The organism is Pseudochelatococcus sp. (assembly GCF_050946405.1).
Lineage (GTDB): Bacteria > Pseudomonadota > Alphaproteobacteria > Rhizobiales > Beijerinckiaceae > Pseudochelatococcus.
In genome coordinates this window covers 400,789-415,982 of record NZ_JBMNUS010000002.1, presented here as the reverse complement: position 1 = coordinate 415,982, position 15,194 = coordinate 400,789, and the positions used below count along the sequence as shown (strand labels likewise).

Genomic DNA, 15,194 nt, shown 5'->3' with positions numbered 1-15,194 from the left:
AAGCCGCGCGCCGGGGCGGAAACGCCGCGGGCAGAGGCAAAATCCGTACAGGAAATGCATTGCGGCAGCGGCTGGACTGAAATATATCCCATGATAAGAATTGAGTCCTAGAACACTTTCTGATTATATAACGGCGCGCGGGGAACCCCTCGTATGCTCAACATGGCTTCCGATCATGCTCTCTCATGACCAGATATGGTCGGCTATCGATGCTTTCGCGACGCAGCGCGGCCTGTCGCCGTCCGGGCTCGCGCGCAAGGCGGGGCTCGATCCGACGGCGTTCAACCGCTCGAAGCGGCGGGCGGCGGACGGCCGTCCGCGCTGGCCGTCCACCGAATCCATCGCCAAGGTTCTCGACGCTACCGGCGCCTCACTCGACGAATTCATGGCGCTCGTCGCGCGCCACGGCCAATATACATCGGCGCGCAACCTGCCGCTGATCGGCTTCGCCCAGGCCGGCAACGGCGGCTTTTTCGATGACGGGGGCTTCCCCGTCGGCGGAAGCTGGGAGGAAGTCGCCTTTCCCGACATGGGCAAGGAAAAGGTGTTCGCGCTGGAGATTTCGGGCGATTCGATGCTCCCGGTCTATCGCGACGGCGACGTCATCGTCGTCTCTCCCGCGGCCAGCATCCGCCGGGGCGACCGCGTCGTCGTGCGCACCATGCAGGGCGAGGTGATGGCGAAGGAACTCAAGCGCCGCACCGCGCGGACGATCGAACTGCGCTCGTTCAATCCCGAACACGAGGACCGCGTGTTGCCGGAGGCGGATATCGCGTGGATGGCGCGCATCATCTGGGCCAGCCAGTGACGCGCACCGCATCTTTCGCATTGGAAACGGCCCTGCTGGCGCAAGGGCTCGGCCCTCTCGTCGGCATGGACGAGGTGGGGCGCGGGCCGATCGCCGGCCCCGTCGTCGCGGCGGCCGTGGTGCTCGATCCCGCGCGGGTGCCCGAGGGACTGGCCGATTCGAAGCGGATCACGGAGCGCCGGCGCGGGGAACTCTTCGTGCAGATTCTCGCCAGCGCCCATGTCGGCATCGCCTGCGTGCCGGCGGCCGAGATCGACCGCATCAACATCCGTCAGGCGACGCTGGCGGCCATGGCGAGGGCGTTCGCCGCCCTGCCCTTCGCGACGTGCGACGCGCAACGAACCGTCGCGCTCGTCGACGGCAACGATCCGCCGCCGCTTCCCTGCCGGGTGGAGACCATCGTCAAGGGGGACGCCAGCGTGGCGTCGATCGCCGCCGCCTCGATCGTGGCGAAGGAAACGCGCGACGGGTTGATGCGCCATCTCGGCGCCGCTTATCCCGCCTACGGCTTCGCCGGCCATGTCGGTTATCCGACACCGGCGCACAAACGGGCGCTGACGGCTCTCGGCCCCTGCCCGTTCCACCGCCTCAGCTTCGCGCCGCTGCGCCCGCGCTGAGAGAGATCGTCAGAGGCGTTCCAGCAGGTGCTCGGCGCCCGCCACCTGCACCTGGCCGGAAGCTTCTTCCACGTTCAGCGCCTCGACGACGCCATCGTTGACGATCATGGCGTAGCGCTGCGAACGCGGGCCCAGCCCGAAGCCGGAGCCGTCGAACAGCAGGCCGGTGGCGCGGGCGAAATCGGCGCTGCCGTCGGCGAGAAACTCGACCTTGCCGTCCGCGCCGAGCGCCTTGGACCAGGCTTCCAGCACGAACACGTCATTGACGCTGGTGAGCAGCACCGCGTCGATGCCCTTTTCCCGAAAAGTGTCGACATTGGCGACGAAGCCGGGCGCGTGATTGCGGTGGCAGGTCGGCGTGAAAGCGCCGGGCACGCCCACGAGCACGACACGCCTGCCCTTGAAAATGTCATCCGTGGTGCGCGGGGCCGGCCCATCGGCGGTCATGACGCGAAAGGTTGTCTGCGGCAAACGCTCTCCGACGGCGATGGTCATGGCTGCATCCCTGAAATTAAAATCGGTGTCAGAACGGGGCGGAGGATACCACCCCGCATTGCGGCAGTTCAATGGCGGAAATGCCGATATCCCGTGAACACCATCGCGAGCCCCGCGTCGTCGGCGGCGCGGATCACCTCGTCGTCGCGAATGGAGCCGCCGGGCTGGATGACCGCGGTCGCGCCCGCTTCCGCCGCCGCGAGCAAACCGTCGGCGAAGGGGAAGAAGGCGTCGGACGCCACGACCGATCCCTTCGCGAAGCTCTCCGCCGCGCCGGCGGCGGTCGCCGCCTCCTGCGCCTTCCAGGCCGCGATGCGCGAGGAATCGACCCGGCTCATCTGGCCGGCGCCGATGCCGACCGTCGCCCCGTCCCGCGCATAGACGATGGCGTTCGACTTCACATGCTTGGCGACGCGGAACGCGAAGCGCAGATCGGCCAGTTCGGCATCGGAAGGCACGCGCCGCGTCACCACGCGCAGATCCATGTCGTCCACGACGGCGCTGTCGCGCGTCTGCGCCAGAAAGCCGCCGGCGACGGTGCGCACGGCGAGCCCGCCGCCGCGCGGGTCCGGCACGCCGTCAGCCAGGAGCAGCCGCAGATTCTTCTTTTCAGCGACGATGGCGATGGCCTCTTCCGTCGCATCGGGCGCGATGATCACCTCGGTGAAGATGGTGACGATGCGGCGCGCCGCCTCCGCATCGAGCGTGCGATTCAGCGCCACCACGCCGCCGAAGGCGGAAACGGGATCGCAGCGCAGCGCCTTGTCGTAAGCGTCAGTGAGCGAAGCCCCTTCCGCGACGCCGCAGGGGTTGGCGTGCTTGACGATCACCACCGCCGCCGTGCGTCGCGGATCGAACTCCGCCACCGCCTCATAAGCGGCGTCCGTATCGTTGATATTGTTGTAGGACAACTGCTTGCCCTGCAACTGGCGCGCGGTGGCGACGCCGGCCCGCCGCTCAGGCGCGGCATAGAAAGCCGCCTGCTGGTGCGGGTTCTCGCCATAGCGCAGGTCGAGCGCGCGGCGGCCGCCGATGGCGCGGAAGTCCGGCCTCACGACGCCCTCGACGCCCGAAAACCAGTTCGACACGGCGGCGTCGTAGGCGGCGGTGCGGGCATAGGCCTTCTGGGCGAAGCGCCGGCGCAGCGCCAGCGTCGTGGCGCCGGCGTTGGCCGCAAGTTCCGCCAGCAACGCCTCGTAATCGGCGGGATCGACGATCACCGCCACATCCGCGTGATTCTTGGCGGCGGCGCGGATCATGGCCGGCCCGCCGATATCGATATTCTCGATGCAGTCGTCGAAGGAGCCGCCGCGCGCCACCGTCTCCTCGAAGGGGTAAAGGTTCACCACCACGAGATCGACGGGCGCGATGCCGTGGGCGAGCATGGCCGCCTGATGCTCGGGATTGCCGCGCACGGCCAGGATGCCGCCGTGAATGGCCGGATGCAGCGTTTTCACGCGCCCGTCCATCATCTCGGGAAACTGCGTGACGTCGGTGACGTCTCTGGCGGCGAGGCCGGCCTCGACCAGCGCCTTGTGCGTGCCCCCCGTCGAGACCAGTTCGATGCCGTGCTGCGCGAGAGCGCCGGCGAAACCGATGAGGCCCGATTTGTCCGACACGGACAAAAGGGCGCGCGTGACGACTTTGCGATCATGGGGCATGAGAAACGTCCAGCACGAGAAAACGCGGGCGGGCGGAGAATCCGCCTCATGACGCTGCTCTAGAACATTTTTCCCGTTCGCGGAACGGAAAAATGCCCCGATTGCCCCTTTCAGGTTTCAAGCCGGGCGAAGCGCCAGCGCAGGCGCGGCACCTCGGCCGGATCGAAGGTGACGACGATCTGCTCCCCGCGCCGCGCCCCGTCGACGGACGACAGGAACACGCTCTCCTCGATCGACAGCGTGCCGCTTTCCGAATCGAAAGACCAGCCCTGCCCGTCCGGCAGCAGCATCAGCACGGCGTGGCCGTCGTGCGAACGGCTGGTGCGCACGAGCGGATGCAGATGAAAACGCGCCGTCGCGGACAGGCCCTCCGGGATCGAGCCGGCCGTGATGAGCGTATCCTCGCCGCTCAGGACGCCGTTCACGCCGTCCAGACGCCAGCGCCGCCGGTGCGCGAGGCCGAACCGCGTGCGATAACCGTCGTGCGCGGCCCCGAGCGTCTCGATGCCCCCCGTCGCCACGTCGCGATGAACCTCGACGTTCTCGACTCCGCCCAGGACGGGCGAGCCGAGCCAGCGCCCCAGCCAGCGATCGAGGCGCGCCGGAAGGGACGCGCCGCTCTCCGCCCCGGCGAACAGGCAGGACGAGACGTCGCCCACCGTCACCGTGGAATGCGCCGCCGTGGAGCGGGCCGCGAACAGCGGGAAAAGGCTGCCGTGGCGCGGCGCGCCGCAATTGACGACGAGCCGCGAGCGCCCGGCGCTCAGCTCGAACGACAGGCAGCCCGCGTGCGCCTCGCCCGCATGGGACGGCGGCGGCGGCCGGCCGACATCCGCGATCAGCACCAGATCGTCCGCCTCCAGCCGCTCATAGCCGGAATGGGGCGCATGCCGGATGGCGCGCGAGCGCGTGTCGTCATAGGCGAGAAGCGTGGCGATGAGGTCCACCTGCGTGCTGCCCATGCCGTTGAACAGCGCAAGCGACCCCTCACTGTGGCGGAACAGGCGCAGCATCGGCATCATGCGGTCGATGGCGCCGAGCATCTGCGGCGGCGGCGAGACGCCGCGGGCCGCATAGACCTGCCGCAGCGGCAGCAGCTCCGTCAGCAGGGTGACGAGCACGCGCGGATTGCGGCTGACATGGCCGCCGTCGGGCAGGATCTGGAGCGCCAGCTCCTCGCCGAGCTTGCGGCTCGCATGGCGTTGCAGCCGGCCGAGATTGTCGAGGCACAGCCCCGCCATCGCCAGCGCGATGAGCGCGATGAGCTTCTTCTCGCCTTGCAGTTCGCCCGCCACGCCGCCCGAAAGCTGCCGCACGCCGCGCGCCAGCCCGCGCATGAACCGGCGGTAGAAGGCGTGATCGGCGCCGTCCAGCACCAGCGGCGACTGGCTCAGAAAGGCCAGCAGCCGGCGGGCGACAACGGCGGGCCGGGCGGCCACGCCGCGCCGGTCGAGCCGCGCCGACAGGAAATCGTCCACCAGCGCGCGGGCGTTGGCGCGGGCCAGCGCGGAATCGGCTGCGCCCAGATGCCGCAGCCAGCCGAAGCTCGCCAGCGCTTCCGCCCATGCATCCGAGGGCGGCTCCGCCTCGAAGGGCGAGCGTCCACGGCTGTCGACGGTTTGCCCCGCCAGCGAAAAGTAACCGGCGTAAATATCCGTGGCCGCCGTCGGATCGGCGGTGCGCAGATCCTGCGGCGCGATCACCACCCGTTCGGGCGCGCGGCGGCGCAGGATATCCAGCACCGCGATGCCGTGCAGGACAAGGCCAAAGGCGCGCCGGCCGGCCCTGGCGAGAGCAAGCCCGTAAAGCCGCCACCTGTGCTGCTCCCAACCCACGGCTTCAGTCCGTCCTTTCCAGGCACCGAACCGGGACACGACCGCGCCCCGGCTCGCACTTCTCAAGCTAACATATAGGGGCAAAAGGTTAACTGAACTGTATGTGCAGCGATCCGCACGCGCACCGGCGGGTGAATCAGGCGGCAAAGAAACGGCTTGACAAAAGCCGTGGGCGATGTTGGGAATATCGGGCTCGAAAAGGAGGCTCCGGCAGCTTCCGGGGCATGTTCCAACACGACGCAGGTGGCGAAAAGTCCGCGATGGCTCTCGTTCTGACGAAAAAAACGAAAACCATCTTCATCGGCACGACGATTACGTCGACGGCCCGCTGACTTCTGCGCTCGTACCCGGACCTCTCTCCCCCTGGCACGAGAGAGGAGATGCCGAAAGCGGCATCGGTTTCCGGGAGAGGTTGAACAGGAGATACCATACGATGGGCTTCAAGATCGCCGTGGTCGGCGCCACCGGAAACGTGGGCCGCGAGATCCTCGATATTCTGGCCGAGCGCGCCTTTCCCGTGAGCGAGGTCGTGGCGCTCGCCTCGCGCCGCAGCCTGGGGCAGGATGTCTCCTTCGGCGACAGGACGCTGAAGGCCAAGGATCTCGCAACCTACGATTTCTCCGACACCGACATCTGCCTGATGTCCGCCGGCGGCGACGTCGCGCGCGAGTGGGCGCCGAGGATCGGCGCGCAGGGCGCGGTGGTGATCGACAATTCCTCCGCCTGGCGCTACGACAGCGACGTGCCGCTGATCGTGCCCGAGGTGAACGCGGACGCCATCACCGGCTTCTCGAAGAAGAACATCATCGCCAACCCCAATTGCTCCACCGCCCAGCTCGTCGTGGCCCTCAAGCCGCTGCACGATGCGGCGACCATCAGGCGCGTCGTCGTGGCGACGTACCAGTCGGTCTCCGGCGCGGGCAAGGACGCGATGGACGAACTGTTCTCGCAGACGCGGGCCATCTTCACCACCGGCGAGGTGCAGCCCGGCAAGTTCACCAAGCGAATCGCCTTCAACGTCATCCCGCACATCGACGTGTTCATGGAAGACGGCTACACGAAGGAAGAGTGGAAGATGATGGCCGAGACGAAGAAGATTCTCGATCCCGCCATCAAGCTTACCGCCACGGCCGTGCGCGTGCCGGTGTTCATTTCGCACGCGGAGGCCGTGAACGTCGAGTTCGAGAAGCCGATCACGGCCGACGAGGCGCGGGAAATCCTGCGTCAGGCGCCCGGTTGCCTCGTGATCGACAAGCGTGAGAACGGCGGCTACATCACGCCCCACGAGGCTGCCGGCGAGGACCCGACCTATATCTCGCGCATCCGTGAAGACGCTACCGTCGAGAATGGTCTTGCATTCTGGGTGGTGGCTGACAATCTGCGCAAGGGCGCGGCGCTCAACGCCGTGCAGATCGCGGAAGTTCTGATCAATCGCAAGCTCATCAGCCCCCGCGCGCAGGCGGCGTGATCTCCCCACCATCGAAGACCCGACTGGGAAGCGCCGTCCTGTCAGGGCGGCGTTTTTTTGTGCCATGCCGCGCGATCGCCCGGTGGATGGCGCTCTAAGAGTATTTCGGCATTTCGTTGAAACGCCGAAATACTCTATCTTATTGATTCGACGCGTTTTCTTCACGCAAGGCAATATCCGCTTTGCGTGAAAACGCTTTAATGGGCAGCAACCATTTGTTCGACCAGATCGCCCGATTCGGAGGCGCGTTGCGTGTAGGTCATGAAGTCCAGTATCGACATGGGACGCGCGAATAGAAAACCCTGTACCTCGTCACAGGATTCCTCGCGCAGAATGGCAAGCTGGTCCGCTGTTTCGATGCCTTCCACGACGATCTCGAAGCCCAATTCGTGACCGAGCGTGACGATTGCGCGCAGGATGGCGCGGTCGTTCCGGTTGACGGTCAGATTGCGCACGAAATCCCGATCGATCTTCAGCCGGTCGGCGCGCAATTGCTGAAGAAAGTGCAAGGACGAATAGCCGACGCCGAAATCGTCGATCGACACCGAAACGCCGAAGGCGCGAATGCAGGCGAGATCGACCGTCACGCGCTCGACCTCGTGCATCACCGCGCTTTCCGTCAGCTCGATGTCGAGATAGCGCGGGTCGAGGCTCGTTTCGCTGAGGACGCGCGCCACCAGGCCGGGTATGCTGCGGCGCGCGAATTGCACCGACGACAGGTTGACGCCGATCCGCAGCGGCATGCCGGCATCATGCCACTGGCGGGCGGTGCGGCATGCCTGAAGAAGAACCCATTCGTCGATCTCGCAAATCAGCCCGCTTTGTTCCGCATAGGGCAGGAACACGCCCGGCTGTTCCACGCGGCCGTTCGGGCGGCGCCAGCGGATAAGCGCCTCCGCGCCGATGACGCGGCCTTCCGAAAGCGATATCTGTGGCTGAAATTGCAGGAAGAACTGCCGTCTTGTCAGCGCGTTGCGCAGGTCGATATCGAGCGCGGCCTTCTGGCGCGCATCGTCCAGCAGCCCCGGATGATAGAAAGCCACCCGCCGCCCGCTTCTGGCGGCATTGTCGATGGCGAGCGTCGCCCCATGCGCGAGCACATCGTAATCCTCGCCACCGTCCGGGCAAACCGCAACGCCGATCGTGACCGCAAGGCTGATCCGATGCCCGAAAATCACGCACGGTCCCGACAATTGCGCGGCCATGCGCTGGGCGAGAAGCTCCGCATCCTGCGGCCCCTTTCCGCCTCTCTGCAACACCGCCAGGCAATCCACCCCGTGGCGGCCGACGACGCCCCGGTTGCCGACGCTGTTGAAAAGCCTGTTGAGGCAGATATCGAGCAGGCGCCGGCCCGCCTCCAGGCCGAAAGCGTTGGCGACCACGTTGTAGCTGTCGACCCTGATGATATGCAGCGCCAGCGTCCCGCCGGCCGAACGGGTGATCTCGCGGCGAAGCTCCTCGTCGAACGTGCCGGGATCGCGCGGAAGCGCCGGCGCCTCGTCGTCGGGATGCACCCGCGTCACCTGCGCGGAGCCCTCGCCGCGCTGCCGGCTTTCTCCCTCCAGCAATTGCCGGAGACGGCCGATCCAGGCGTCGTTCCCGGCCTCCAGCGAAAAAACCTCGACCGCATCCTCGCGGGAGGGTTTGAACAGGAACGGGTCGCCCGGCTTTTCACTCACCACCATGACAGGCACGTCGGTGCCGGGAAGAACCTGCCGCAGATCGTGCAGGATGGAACCCGTCGCGTCGTCGAAAGCGCCGATCTTGATGATGACGACCGCAGGCTTGGCCCCGGCCGGCTTTCCGCCTGCGCCCTCCTGCCCCTCCGCCCCGCCGAGAGCGGAACGGACCCAGGGCGTCAGCGACTCGCCGGAGGCAACCCGCTTCATCACGATGTCGATAGCCTTCGAAAAGGTCGGAATCGTAACGGCAGACGTTCCGTCCTCCCGCCGATCAAGGACTACGATCGTCGCCATGACACGTTTTCAGCCTGTCTGTCCGATCCCCTATCAATCCGAAGATGATAGAGCACGATGTCATCACCACAAAGCAAAATTTAACATGTTGTAAACAATGCATTATCACAAGTTACCATGCAGTTTTCAACTTGCGGGCGCTGTTTTGATATTTTCTAAATAACGCCCTCAATCAACAAGCGCCTGTTGCGCGATAAGCAAAAAGTCATAAATATCACGCGAGGCAACGCCCGATACTGGTCGTCACCTCGCGTCTACATCCGGACATAACTCCCGGATCAAGCGAACCGGCCGTGACAATGCTTGAACTTGCGCCCGGAACCGCACGGGCACGGATCGTTGCGGCCCACGCGGCCCCAGGTGGCGGGATCCTCGGGATCGACCGCCGCAGCCACGGCATCGGCGCCGTCCAGCGGCGCATCGGCATCCTGCCCCCCGGACGCGGGCAGGTTCCCGACCGGCTCCGTCTCGGGCTGGCGCATGACGATCTCGACGCGCGAAACCTGCCGCGTCACCTGCGTGCGCAACTGGTCGATCAGACCGTTGAAGAGCTGGAACGCCTCCGCCTTGTATTCGTTGAGCGGATCGCGCTGCGCCAGCCCGCGCCAGCCGACGACCTGCCGCAGATGATCGAGCGTCACCAGATGTTCGCGCCAGAGATGATCGAGCGATTGCAGCAGCACCTGCTTTTCGACGTAGGTGGACAGCTCCGGCGTATTGCGCTCCACGCGCTCCGCATAGGCCGCCTCGGCCGCCGTCCTGATCCGCTCGCGGATTTCGTCGTCGGCGATACCCTCCTCCTTCACCCATTCGGCGATGGGCAGGTCGAGGTTGAGGGTGTCCGTCACCGCCTCGGCGAGACCCGCCGCATCCCATTGCTCGGGATAGGCGTCGTGCGGAATGTGGCGCGCCACGAGATCGTCGATCACGCCGTTGCGCATGTCGTCGACTTCCTCGCGCACGGATTCCCGCGACATGAAATCGCGCCGCTGCTCGAACACGACCTTGCGCTGGTCGTTCATGACGTCGTCGTATTTCAGGATGTTCTTGCGGATGTCGAAGTTGCGCGCCTCGACCTTGCCTTGCGCCTTGGCGATGGCCTTGTTGATCCACGAATGGACGATGGCCTCGTCCTCCTTCAGCCCGAGGCGCTGGAGCATGCCGTCCATGCGGTCGGAGCCGAAGATGCGCATCAGGTCGTCCTGCAACGACAGGTAGAACTTGGAGCGGCCGGGATCGCCCTGACGGCCGGAGCGGCCGCGCAACTGGTTGTCGATGCGCCGGCTCTCGTGCCGCTCGGTGCCGATGACATAAAGGCCGCCCGCGTCGATGGCGCGCTGCTTGAAAGCCGCCACCTCGCCGCGGATGGCCTGTTCGCGCGCCAGGATCTCCGGGTCCGCGCCCTCGCTATCCGGCGGCAGTCCGAGTTCCTGCGCGATGCGCATGTCGGCGTTGCCGCCGAGCTGGATGTCGGTGCCGCGGCCGGCCATGTTGGTGGCGATGGTGATGGCGCCCGGCACGCCCGCCTGCGCCACGATGAAGGCTTCCTGCTCGTGGAAGCGGGCGTTCAGCACCGCGAAGTACTTGCTGGATCTGCCGGCCCGCGCCGCCTCGAACACGGGGCGCAACGCATCCTGCGAGCCGAAATCGACCTGCCGGAAGCCGTTTTCGGCAAGATAGCGCGCCAGCTCTTCCGATTTCTCGATGGATGTCGTGCCGACGAGGATCGGCTGCCCCTTGGCCGAAGCTTCCGCGATCTCGCGCGCGATGGCCTTGAGCTTCTCCTTTTCCGTGCGATAGACCTCGTCGTCCTCGTCGACGCGGCGCACGGGCAGGTTGGTCGGCACCTCGACCACATCCAGACGATAGATGTCGGCGAACTCGTCCGCCTCCGTCGCCGCCGTGCCGGTCATGCCGGCGAGCTTTTCGTAGAGGCGGAAATAGTTCTGGAAGGTGATCGAGGCGAGCGTCTGGTTCTCGGGCTGCACCTGCACGTGCTCTTTCGCCTCCAGCGCCTGATGCAGCCCCTCCGAGTAGCGGCGCCCCTGCATCATGCGGCCGGTGAACTCGTCGATGATCACGACCTCGCCGTTGCGGACGATGTAATCCTTGTCGCGCTGGAACAGCGTGTGCGCCCGCAGCGCCTGGTTGACGTGGTGAACGAGCGAGGCGTTGACGGCGTCGTAAAGGCCCGCCCCGTCCTTCAGCAGGCCCGCCTCGGCGAGAATTTCCTCGATCCGCTCGTTGCCCCTCTCGGTGAGGGAGACGGCGCGCTGCTTCTCGTCGAGATCGTAATCTTCCCGCGTGAGCTGCGGAATGAGGGCGTTGATGGTGTTGTAGAGGTCGGAACGGTCGTCGAGCGGCCCGGAGATGATGAGCGGCGTGCGCGCCTCGTCGATCAGGATCGAGTCCACCTCGTCCACGATGGCGAAATGATGCCCGCGCTGCACCATCTGCGCGAGATCGTACTTCATATTGTCGCGCAGATAGTCGAAGCCGTATTCGTTGTTGGTGCCGTAGGTGACGTCGGCGGCATAGGCCGCGCGGCGCTGGTCGTCGTCGAGGCCGTGGGTGATGACGCCCACCGAAAGACCGAGGAAGCGGTAGACGCGCCCCATGGTGCCCGCGTCGCGGCTCGCCAGGTAATCGTTGACGGTGACGACATGAACGCCCTTGCCCGTCAACGCGTTGAGATAGACCGGCAGCGTGCCCACCAGCGTCTTGCCCTCGCCGGTGCGCATTTCGGCGATGGCGCCCTCGTTCAGCACCATGCCGCCGACGAGCTGCACGTCGAAATGGCGCTGGCCGAGCACGCGCTTCGCCGCCTCGCGCACGGTGGCGAAAGCGGGCACCAGCAGATCGTCGAGCGGCTTCCCTTCGGCGAATTGCTGGCGGAATTCCGCAGTACGGGCGCGCAGCGCCTCATCGGACAGGGCTGCGACCTCCGGCTCGAGCGCGTTGATCGCCGCGACCCGCCCCCGATAGGACTTCAAGCGCCGGTCGTTGGCCGACCCGAAGAGTTTTTTCGCAATGCCGCCTAACATGGAAAGCCTTCCAGAACACAGAGAACGTCGCATGCCGCCGCGCCGCTCCACACGATTTAACCGGCAGAATGGCGGCGGTCTACCGCAAACACCCGATCCATATGGAAGATAGCGTGGATGGCACGAAAGCGAGATGGGCGCATCCGCGCCCGCTGTCAACAGGCGGCGTCGGCAAAAGCGGCGGCACATGCCCCCGGCCCGCGAACGCGAACGAAAATCCGTCGGGGAGCCCGCTAAAGAATCCCCCCGGAAAGCTTCGGAGAAATCTTCCGAGAAATGTCCTTGCCAACGCCGGCCGGTTACGCCACTCATTCATCGGTTTCGTGATCGTCACGGTTCGCGAATCTGCGCTGCCGCCCGACAGCACCCGACAACGTCATTTTGTGGATTGCACCATGACCGCGCGCCGTTTCCGCTATTTCGCCCTTCTGGCCGCCTCGCTCGCCGCATACACCGGCACGGCCGCCGCCCAGCAGCCGGCCGCGCCCGCGGCGGCCACGGCGCCGGCCGGCGACAACGTGCTCGCGCGCGTCAACGGCGTCCCTGTCACCGAGAAGGATCTCGCCCTCGCCTCCGAGGAGCTGAACGATCGCCTGCCCGTGATGCCCGAAGCGCAGCGGCGCGACTATCTCGTGGGCTACCTGATCGACATCCGCCTCGGCGCTCTGGCGGCGGCGGCCGAAAAGCTCGATCAGTCGCCGGAGTTCGCGCAGCGGCTCGCCTATGCCCGCGACAAGGTGCTCGTGGACGAATATCTCGCCAAGGTCGCCCGCGACGCCGCGACCGAGGAAGCCGGGCGCAAGCTTTATGACGAAACCGTCAAGAACCTGACGCCGGAAGACGAGGTTCATGCGCGCCACATCCTCGTGCCCGACGAGGCGACGGCGAAAAACGTCGCCGAGCGCCTGAAGAAGGGCGAAAACTTCAACGCGCTCGCCTCCGAGCTTTCGAAGGACCCCGGCTCCGCCCGCGAAGGCGGCGACCTGGGCTATTTCACCCGCGACCGCATGGTGCCGGAGTTCGCCGAAGTCGCGTTCAAGCTGGAACCGGGCAAGGTTTCCGATCCGGTCAAGACGCAATTCGGCTGGCATATCATCAAGGTCGAGGACAAGCGCCGCAAGCCGGTGCCGACCTATGACGAGATCAAGGACCAGATCGAAACCTTCATCGTGCAGAAAGCCCAGCAGGAAGCCGTGCTGTCGCTGCGCGAGAAGGCGAAGATCGAGCGGCTCGACAAGCCCGCCGAAGCGGAAAAGGCCAGCCCGGACGCAGCCGGAAACGCGGACGGAGCCAAGCCGGCGGCGCCCGCCAAGAACTAGGTTATTTCCAAGAACCGGGTTATTTTCAGGTTTCGTTGAAACGCATCGATAATCCGTCTTTTTGAGTCGATGCGTCGACAAGCGGATCAGGCGGCGGAACGACATCGGCTTCAATGTCCGCCGCTCCGGAGCGTTGCCGCCTTTCTTCGAATCGCGAAAACGCCTTGATCCTCTTGTTCTCTCGCAATTCCAGACGCCAGGGCGAATCCGGCAAAAGCGGAAACGGTTCTGGCGCGGGGGCCATTCTTCGAGCATCGCGGCTCAGGGCACAATCATGGCGACACCGATTTCTCCGCTCGCGCCGAAGGCGTATCCCGACCTGCCGGCCATTCCCGGCGCGCGGTTTGCCACCGCCGCCGCCGGCATCCGCTACAAGGGGCGCACCGACGTTCTGCTGGCGATCTTCGATCCGGGCACCACGGTCGCGGGCGTGTTCACGCGGTCGCGCTGCCCCTCCGCGCCCGTCGACTGGTGCCGCGCCAATCTGCCGCACGGGTCGGCGCGCGCGCTCGTCGTCAACTCCGGCAACGCCAATGCATTCACGGGCCGCAAGGGCCGCGAGGCTACCGCGCTGACGGCGAAGCTGGCGGCGGAGGCAGTCGGCTGCGCGGAAAGCGAGATATTTCTCGCCTCCACGGGCGTGATCGGCGAGCCGCTCGACGCGACGAAGTTCGGCGCGGTGCTGGGCGACTGCGCGCGCGCCGCCTCGGACGATGCCTGGATCGACGCCGCGCAGGCGATCATGACGACGGACACCTTTCCCAAGGTCGCCACCCGGATGGCGACGATCGGCGGCGTCCCGGTCACGATCAACGGTTTCGCCAAGGGTGCGGGCATGATCGCCCCGGACATGGCGACGATGCTGGCCTTCGTCGTCACCGATGCGCCGCTGTCCGCCGGCGCGTTGCAGGGGCTGCTCTCGCGCGGCGTGCAGGGATCTTTCAACGCCGTCACGGTCGACAGCGACACCTCGACTTCCGACACCCTGCTCGCCTTCGCGACCGGCTCGGCGGCCGGACGCGGCGCGCCCCGCATCGAGACGGCGGGCGACAGGCGGCTGGCCGGCTTCCGCGCCGCGCTCAACAAGCTGCTGATCGACCTCGCCCAGCAGGTGGCCCGCGACGGCGAGGGCGCGCGCAAGTTCGTCACCGTCAAGGTCGAGGGCGCGGTCAGCGCCGCTTCGGCCAAGCGGATCGCCTTCTCCATCGCCAATTCCCCGCTGGTGAAAACCGCCGTCGCCGGCGAGGACGCCAACTGGGGGCGCGTGGTGATGGCGGTGGGCAAGGCCGGCGAGCCCGCCGACCGCGACCGGTTGTCGATCTCCTTCGGCGGCATCCGTGTCGCGCACGAGGGCGAGCGCGATCCCTCCTATGACGAGGAAGCCGTTTCCGCCTACATGCGCAACGAGGAAGTCGCCATCGGCGTCGATCTCGGGCTCGGGCGCGGCACGGCCACCGTCTGGACGTGCGATCTGACGAAGGAATACGTCGCCATCAACGGCGACTACCGCTCATAAGGAAATCCATGACCGGGAAACCCGCTACCGGGGAATGCATGTCCGCCGATGCGCCGAAAAAGCTGCTGTTCGTCGTTGCATGCGCTCTCATCGACAGCGACGGGCGCGTGCTGATCGCCCAGCGCCCTGAGGGCAAGGCGCTTGCGGGGCTGTGGGAGTTTCCGGGCGGCAAGCTGGAGCCGGGCGAAAGCCCGGAGGTCAGCCTCATTCGCGAGCTTTCCGAGGAACTGGGCATTACCGTGAAGGAAGCCTGCCTTGCGCCGCTCACCTTCGCCAGCCATGCCTACGAGAGCTTTCACCTGTTGATGCCGCTCTACGTCTGCCGCCGCTGGGAAGGGACGGTTTCGGCACGCGAAGGGCAGCAACTCAAATGGGTCGCACCGCGAAACCTGCGCGATTATCCCATGCCGCCGGCCGACGCGCCGCTCATCCCGTTTCTGATCGATCTTCAATAA

The 15,194-nt window shown here is 66.1% G+C and carries 12 protein-coding genes; 6 read left to right on the top strand and 6 right to left on the bottom strand.

The window, feature by feature from the left end:
- Positions 1-175 precede the first annotated feature (175 nt).
- Positions 176-808, top strand: coding sequence for a S24 family peptidase (locus ACOYJQ_RS05545; RefSeq protein ID WP_433457004.1), 633 nt, complete (start codon positions 176-178; stop codon positions 806-808).
- Complete coding sequence (locus ACOYJQ_RS05540) at positions 775-1,425, top strand: ribonuclease HII (RefSeq protein ID WP_433457002.1); 651 nt, start codon at positions 775-777, stop codon at positions 1,423-1,425. Before ACOYJQ_RS05545 ends, ACOYJQ_RS05540 begins: the two co-directional genes overlap by 34 nt.
- Positions 1,426-1,434: 9 nt before the next feature.
- On the opposite strand, the gene ACOYJQ_RS05535 is transcribed toward ACOYJQ_RS05540, so the two are convergent.
- The 3 genes from ACOYJQ_RS05535 to ACOYJQ_RS05525 form a co-directional block, all read right to left on the bottom strand.
- A complete protein-coding gene (locus tag ACOYJQ_RS05535) occupies positions 1,435-1,920 on the bottom strand; it encodes a peroxiredoxin (RefSeq protein ID WP_433457001.1) in 486 nt (161 codons plus the stop codon).
- A gap of 68 nt (positions 1,921-1,988) precedes the next feature.
- Positions 1,989-3,581 carry a bifunctional phosphoribosylaminoimidazolecarboxamide formyltransferase/IMP cyclohydrolase gene (purH, locus tag ACOYJQ_RS05530; RefSeq protein WP_433457000.1) on the bottom strand — a complete coding sequence of 531 codons (1,593 nt, stop codon included), beginning with the start codon at positions 3,579-3,581 and terminating at the stop codon, positions 1,989-1,991.
- A gap of 110 nt (positions 3,582-3,691) precedes the next feature.
- Positions 3,692-5,416 carry a heparinase II/III family protein gene (locus ACOYJQ_RS05525; protein ID WP_433456999.1) on the bottom strand — a complete coding sequence of 575 codons (1,725 nt, stop codon included), beginning with the start codon at positions 5,414-5,416 and terminating at the stop codon, positions 3,692-3,694.
- A 433-nt stretch (positions 5,417-5,849) separates the two neighbouring features.
- On the opposite strand from ACOYJQ_RS05525, the gene ACOYJQ_RS05520 reads away from it, so the two are divergent.
- Positions 5,850-6,884, top strand: a complete 1,035-nt coding sequence (locus ACOYJQ_RS05520; protein ID WP_433456998.1) for an aspartate-semialdehyde dehydrogenase — start codon at positions 5,850-5,852, stop codon at positions 6,882-6,884.
- 197 nt (positions 6,885-7,081) lie between these two features.
- Here the strand turns inward: ACOYJQ_RS05520 and ACOYJQ_RS05515 are convergent, their stop codons facing one another.
- Entirely contained in the window at positions 7,082-8,860 is a 1,779-nt protein-coding gene (locus tag ACOYJQ_RS05515) for a putative bifunctional diguanylate cyclase/phosphodiesterase (RefSeq protein ID WP_433456997.1), read from the bottom strand.
- A 278-nt stretch (positions 8,861-9,138) separates the two neighbouring features.
- Entirely contained in the window at positions 9,139-11,904 is a 2,766-nt protein-coding gene (gene secA / locus ACOYJQ_RS05510; RefSeq protein ID WP_433456996.1) for a preprotein translocase subunit SecA, read from the bottom strand.
- Positions 11,905-12,299: 395 nt separating this feature from the next.
- Here secA and ACOYJQ_RS05505 point away from each other — a divergent pair, with 395 nt between their 5' ends.
- The gene (locus ACOYJQ_RS05505; protein ID WP_433456995.1) at positions 12,300-13,223 is read left to right on the top strand and encodes a peptidylprolyl isomerase; all 924 of its coding nucleotides are present in this window, start codon (positions 12,300-12,302) and stop codon (positions 13,221-13,223) included.
- 25 nt (positions 13,224-13,248) lie between these two features.
- Here the strand turns inward: ACOYJQ_RS05505 and ACOYJQ_RS05500 are convergent, their stop codons facing one another.
- Complete coding sequence (locus tag ACOYJQ_RS05500; RefSeq protein ID WP_433456994.1) at positions 13,249-13,467, bottom strand: hypothetical protein; 219 nt, start codon at positions 13,465-13,467, stop codon at positions 13,249-13,251.
- 30 nt (positions 13,468-13,497) lie between these two features.
- On the opposite strand from ACOYJQ_RS05500, the gene argJ reads away from it, so the two are divergent.
- Together argJ and ACOYJQ_RS05490 are read left to right on the top strand one after the other, a co-directional pair.
- Positions 13,498-14,739 carry a bifunctional glutamate N-acetyltransferase/amino-acid acetyltransferase ArgJ gene (argJ, locus tag ACOYJQ_RS05495; RefSeq protein WP_433456993.1) on the top strand — a complete coding sequence of 414 codons (1,242 nt, stop codon included), beginning with the start codon at positions 13,498-13,500 and terminating at the stop codon, positions 14,737-14,739.
- Between the two features lie 8 nt (positions 14,740-14,747).
- A complete protein-coding gene (locus tag ACOYJQ_RS05490) occupies positions 14,748-15,194 on the top strand; it encodes a (deoxy)nucleoside triphosphate pyrophosphohydrolase (protein WP_433456992.1) in 447 nt (148 codons plus the stop codon).

Coding starts and splice junctions, on each gene's coding strand:
- ACOYJQ_RS05545 (WP_433457004.1), top strand. CDS start 176: ATGCTCTCTCATGACCAGATATGGTCGGCTATCGATGCTTTCGCGACG.
- ACOYJQ_RS05535 (WP_433457001.1), bottom strand. CDS start 1,920: ATGACCATCGCCGTCGGAGAGCGTTTGCCGCAGACAACCTTTCGCGTC.
- purH (WP_433457000.1), bottom strand. CDS start 3,581: ATGCCCCATGATCGCAAAGTCGTCACGCGCGCCCTTTTGTCCGTGTCG.
- ACOYJQ_RS05520 (WP_433456998.1), top strand. CDS start 5,850: ATGGGCTTCAAGATCGCCGTGGTCGGCGCCACCGGAAACGTGGGCCGC.
- ACOYJQ_RS05515 (WP_433456997.1), bottom strand. CDS start 8,860: ATGGCGACGATCGTAGTCCTTGATCGGCGGGAGGACGGAACGTCTGCC.
- secA (WP_433456996.1), bottom strand. CDS start 11,904: ATGTTAGGCGGCATTGCGAAAAAACTCTTCGGGTCGGCCAACGACCGG.
- ACOYJQ_RS05505 (WP_433456995.1), top strand. CDS start 12,300: ATGACCGCGCGCCGTTTCCGCTATTTCGCCCTTCTGGCCGCCTCGCTC.
- ACOYJQ_RS05500 (WP_433456994.1), bottom strand. CDS start 13,467: ATGGCCCCCGCGCCAGAACCGTTTCCGCTTTTGCCGGATTCGCCCTGG.
- argJ (WP_433456993.1), top strand. CDS start 13,498: ATGGCGACACCGATTTCTCCGCTCGCGCCGAAGGCGTATCCCGACCTG.
- ACOYJQ_RS05490 (WP_433456992.1), top strand. CDS start 14,748: ATGACCGGGAAACCCGCTACCGGGGAATGCATGTCCGCCGATGCGCCG.